Source organism: Cecembia sp. (assembly GCF_007126775.1).
Lineage (GTDB): Bacteria > Bacteroidota > Bacteroidia > Cytophagales > Cyclobacteriaceae > Cecembia.
This window is the reverse complement of record NZ_SLAP01000084.1, coordinates 1-4,021: the sequence shown is the minus strand read 5'-3', so window position 1 is coordinate 4,021 and position 4,021 is coordinate 1. Positions and strand designations below refer to the sequence as shown.

4 protein-coding genes are annotated in these 4,021 nt (G+C 37.1%); 3 read left to right on the top strand and 1 reads right to left on the bottom strand.

The annotated features are described in order from the left end of the window. Nucleotides 1-673, bottom strand: a 673-nt coding sequence (locus QZT73_RS05215; protein WP_291786985.1) for an ATP-binding protein, incomplete at its 3' end; no start/stop codon positions are given. A gap of 378 nt (nucleotides 674-1,051) precedes the next feature. On the opposite strand from QZT73_RS05215, the gene QZT73_RS05210 reads away from it, so the two are divergent. The 3 genes from QZT73_RS05210 to QZT73_RS05200 all read left to right on the top strand — a co-directional run bounded on the left by QZT73_RS05210 (nucleotide 1,052) and on the right by QZT73_RS05200 (nucleotide 3,918). Continuing rightward, entirely contained in the window at nucleotides 1,052-1,807 is a 756-nt protein-coding gene (locus QZT73_RS05210) for a bacteriorhodopsin (RefSeq protein ID WP_291781712.1), read from the top strand. 85 nt (nucleotides 1,808-1,892) lie between these two features. Further along, entirely contained in the window at nucleotides 1,893-3,059 is a 1,167-nt protein-coding gene (locus QZT73_RS05205) for a lycopene cyclase family protein (RefSeq protein WP_291781708.1), read from the top strand. Further along, complete coding sequence (locus tag QZT73_RS05200) at nucleotides 3,046-3,918, top strand: beta-carotene 15,15'-dioxygenase, Brp/Blh family (protein WP_291786982.1); 873 nt, start codon at nucleotides 3,046-3,048, stop codon at nucleotides 3,916-3,918. Before QZT73_RS05205 ends, QZT73_RS05200 begins: the two co-directional genes overlap by 14 nt. Nucleotides 3,919-4,021: the final 103 nt, after the last annotated feature.

Below are 4,021 nucleotides of genomic sequence, written 5' to 3'. Positions count from 1 at the left end.
CAGATCGAGGCTGACCATCATCTTCCATCTCACGCATGTCTTTCAGGTGTATCCTGATGCCGGCATTCAGAAATGAAAGTTCCCTAAGGCGGTTGGCAATAGTCTCATACTTGAACTCACTGACTATAAAAATACTCAAGTCAGGTTTGAAATGAATAATAGTTCCCCGCTTATCAGTCGTGCCTATTTCCCTAACAGGATATTGGGGGACACCTATTTTGTATTCCTGTTCATAAATTTTACCATCTCTGTGTACGGTTGCCTTTAGGTCAGTGGAAAGTGCATTGACACAGGAAACGCCAACACCGTGCAAACCACCGGAAACTTTGTAGGTATCTTTATCAAATTTACCTCCGGCATGAAGCACAGTCATGACAACTTCAAGCGCTGATTTTTTCTCTTTAGGGTGTATATCAATGGGAATACCCCTACCATTGTCTTCTACTGTAACAGAATTGTCTTCATTGACTGTTACATATATGGTGTCACAATACCCACCCAATGCTTCATCAATGGAATTGTCTACAACTTCCCAAATAAGGTGATGCAAACCTTTAATGCCTACATCACCAATATACATGGCGGGCCTTTTTCTTACTGCTTCTAAACCTTCTAATACCTGGATATTACCAGCTGAGTAATCCTTTTGATTTCCTTCTTTATTTTCGCTCATAACAAGATTCAAACGCCTTTTTTCATCCGAAAAAAGAGAATTTTCTTTTCAATATTCAACCCGTAATATTACGCAAAAAAATCGATAGGACATACCCTTTTAAGAAATGAAATCCAACACTTGGTCCCAAAAACAATAGCCTTTTTCCCTTAATCCAATTAACAAAATATAATTCCAGAATTAGATAAAAATTCGAAATCAAACAGTGTTTTCAATGATCACTAAATCGTGCAGTTTATACCTGTATTTCAATATTTTATACACATTTGTTTAGTATTTTGTGTTTTAAGTTAAACAAAACATCTCTTGATTCATTTCTATTGACAAATAATCACCAATACAGTTTAATATTCTTCACTATTTAAAACCAAAAACATTATGAACACCATTTTAACCGCAGATTTGATCGGTCTTGACAAGATTGTCAATAGCGATCCGGTTGCCATTACCTTCTTTATAGGGTATATGGCTATGTTTGCTTCTGCTGTATTCTTCTTTGTAGAAAGAAGTTCAGTAGACGGAAAGTGGAAGACTTCTCTTCTCGTTTCCGGTTTGATTACAGGTATTGCCGCCGTGCATTACTATTACATGAGGGATTTCTACTTGGAAACAGGTACTAGTCCAACTGCTTTCAGGTATGTGGACTGGACTTTGACAGTGCCATTGATGTGTGTGGAGTTTTACTTACTTACTAAGCCATTTGGTGCAAAAGGAAGTACATTGTTCAAACTTATCATCGCTTCTTTGGTAATGTTGGTTACTGGTTACATTGGAGAGACTTCCGGCATTGACAGCAATGTTATGTGGGGTATTTTCTCTACAATAGGTTACTTATACATTGTATATGAAGTATTTGCTGGTGACGTTGCAAAACTTACCAAAACCTCAAACAGTCCTGAGTTGGGACGTGCAATGTTCCTTTTGAAAATCTTCATCACCTTGGGATGGTCTATCTATCCAATCGGTTACATGGTATTGCCAGGTAACTTATTATCAGGTGCATTTGAAGTAAGTAGCATTGACTTATTCTACAACTTAGCTGACGCCATCAACAAAATTGGATTTGGATTGGTGATCTACTCAGTAGCGATTGCTGAAACTGCGAAAAGCAGAAAAGCAGCGCTTGCATCTTAATTAAGAATAAGCTGTCCCGTTATCGGGACAGCTTTTCTTTATTGTATAGTAACAAAATTTCACCCCTTGCCCAGCCCATTTAACCATGCCAAAGACCGCTTCTACTTACGATTATATTGTTACAGGATTCGGTTGTGCTGGCATGAGCTTGTTACATCACCTTCTCAACAGCACACTCTCAGATAAAAAAATCCTGGTTATTGACAGCTCTGATAAAGTTGCAAATGATAGGACCTGGTGCTACTGGGCAAAAGCTCCACTTGAAATCCATCCTAAAAATTCCCCATTGATTTTTTGGGAAAACATTGGTATCTCCATGGGTAACCAAATGGTTAAAAAATCATTGGGTGAAATGAAATATTTCCACATTAAGTCCTCTGATTTTTATGGGGAAATAATGAAAAAAATAAATAGCTTTTCAAACATCCATTTCTTACAGGACACAGTACTCACCCTGGAAGACAATACTGAAGGTGGGGTTACTGCTGTTACCAAAAACAATGGCAGCTTCTTTGCCCAAAAAGCATTCAACAGCATACCGCATTCCCCATCAAGAATTGCTAATAAGAAAATCCTAAAGCAAATTTTCTTAGGCTGGAAAATAAAAACCAATCGTGCGTGTTTTGAGAAAGACACTGCAGTGATGATGGATTTTGATGAAAAAACAGCTGCAGAAACTGCCTTTTTTTATATTTTACCTTTTTCAGAAAAGGAAGCACTTATTGAATATACTGTTTTCAGCACAGATGAAGTCGATATGGCTTCTATGGAAACCCAAATTAAAAAATACATACAAGATAACTTGGGAGAGCTGAATTATGAAATCACTTTCCGAGAGGAGGGCAGCATTCCGATGACAACTTTTGACTTCGGAAAACCTACAAGTCAACGTGTCGTTACTTTAGGTACTTTAGCCGGCTGTAGCAAACCCAGTACGGGTTATACCTTCCACAATATCCAAAAACATTGCCAAAACATTGTAAATTCACTTGAAAACAATGAAGATGCCAAAGCATTGGTCTGGAAGAGAAAGTCACGCTTTAACTTTTATGACAACATTATTCTGAATATTGCTAAAAAATGGCCCAAGTCATTGCCTGTAGTATTTGTAAATCTATTTCAAGTCAATTCAGGACCAGCGGTGTTGAGCTTTCTGAATGAGGAAACCAGCTTTTTGGATGAACTCAATTTACTTATTAGACTAAAGTTTCCAATCTTCATCAAATCCCTGATCCATTATGAGAGACATTGAAAAAATCGGTAAAATTTTAGGATTGGCGATTGCGGCTCTTTATTTAATTTTTTTTCAGGGCAATGAAATATTCGAATGGATTCTTTTTGCTACAATATTATTGACTATAGGCATTCCTCATGGGGCCTTGGATCACTTACTCTTGAATCCCAAAATTGACAATAAAGGACTGATTAAATTTATCATAAAGTATCTGGCGATAATTATCGGGTACCTGATTGTTTGGATTTACTTTCCTGTACCTGCCCTGATTGCTTTTTTAATGATGTCGGCCTACCACTTCGGACAGAGCCATTTCATTAGAATGGAGCTTGAAAAATTGAAAAAAACTACTTATTTCTTTACGGGAGTATTTTATTTAAGTGTGATTTTTTGGGGAGATTTTGAAAATACGGCCATTATATTAATGGGAATTGTTGATATCCTTCCACTAGAGGATTTCGGTTGGCCTGTTATTATCAGTAGCTTGATTATCAGTAATTTTTTAATGGCCAAAAATGATACAAAAGCATGGCGCTTGTTTGCCATTGAAATGCTTATCATGGGCATGGTTCTTTATCAACTTCCTCTTTTGGTTGGCTTCATTATCTATTTTGGCTTTTGGCATGCTCTTCCTAGTATGACAGAAGAATACCAATCATTGAAATGGTATTTTGGGAAAGACCACTTTAAAAATTTTGTAAAAAGGCTTATGCCATTTACAGCCGCCAGCATAGGTGGAATGTGGGTTATTTTGGCAGTGTTTTATCCTGGAAGCGATTCCGAAGAACTGATTCTTTTGTTTTTTATACTGGTTTCACTTATATCAGCTCCCCACATATGGTATATGAATATTTTTCTGGAGGCCAGAAAAAGTTAAAATTGTCCTGTACTCAACAATACCAGATTACAGGCCCTGCAGGTTTCAATGTTATTGGAACGGGACAAATCCATTAATTCTTGGTTTTCTGTGCCTGGATTAT

Bases quoted from the DNA above. Each gene is read 5' to 3' on its own strand.
- QZT73_RS05210 (WP_291781712.1), top strand. From the start codon at position 1,052: ATGAACACCATTTTAACCGCAGATTTGATCGGTCTTGACAAGATTGTC.
- QZT73_RS05205 (WP_291781708.1), top strand. From the start codon at position 1,893: ATGCCAAAGACCGCTTCTACTTACGATTATATTGTTACAGGATTCGGT.
- QZT73_RS05200 (WP_291786982.1), top strand. From the start codon at position 3,046: ATGAGAGACATTGAAAAAATCGGTAAAATTTTAGGATTGGCGATTGCG.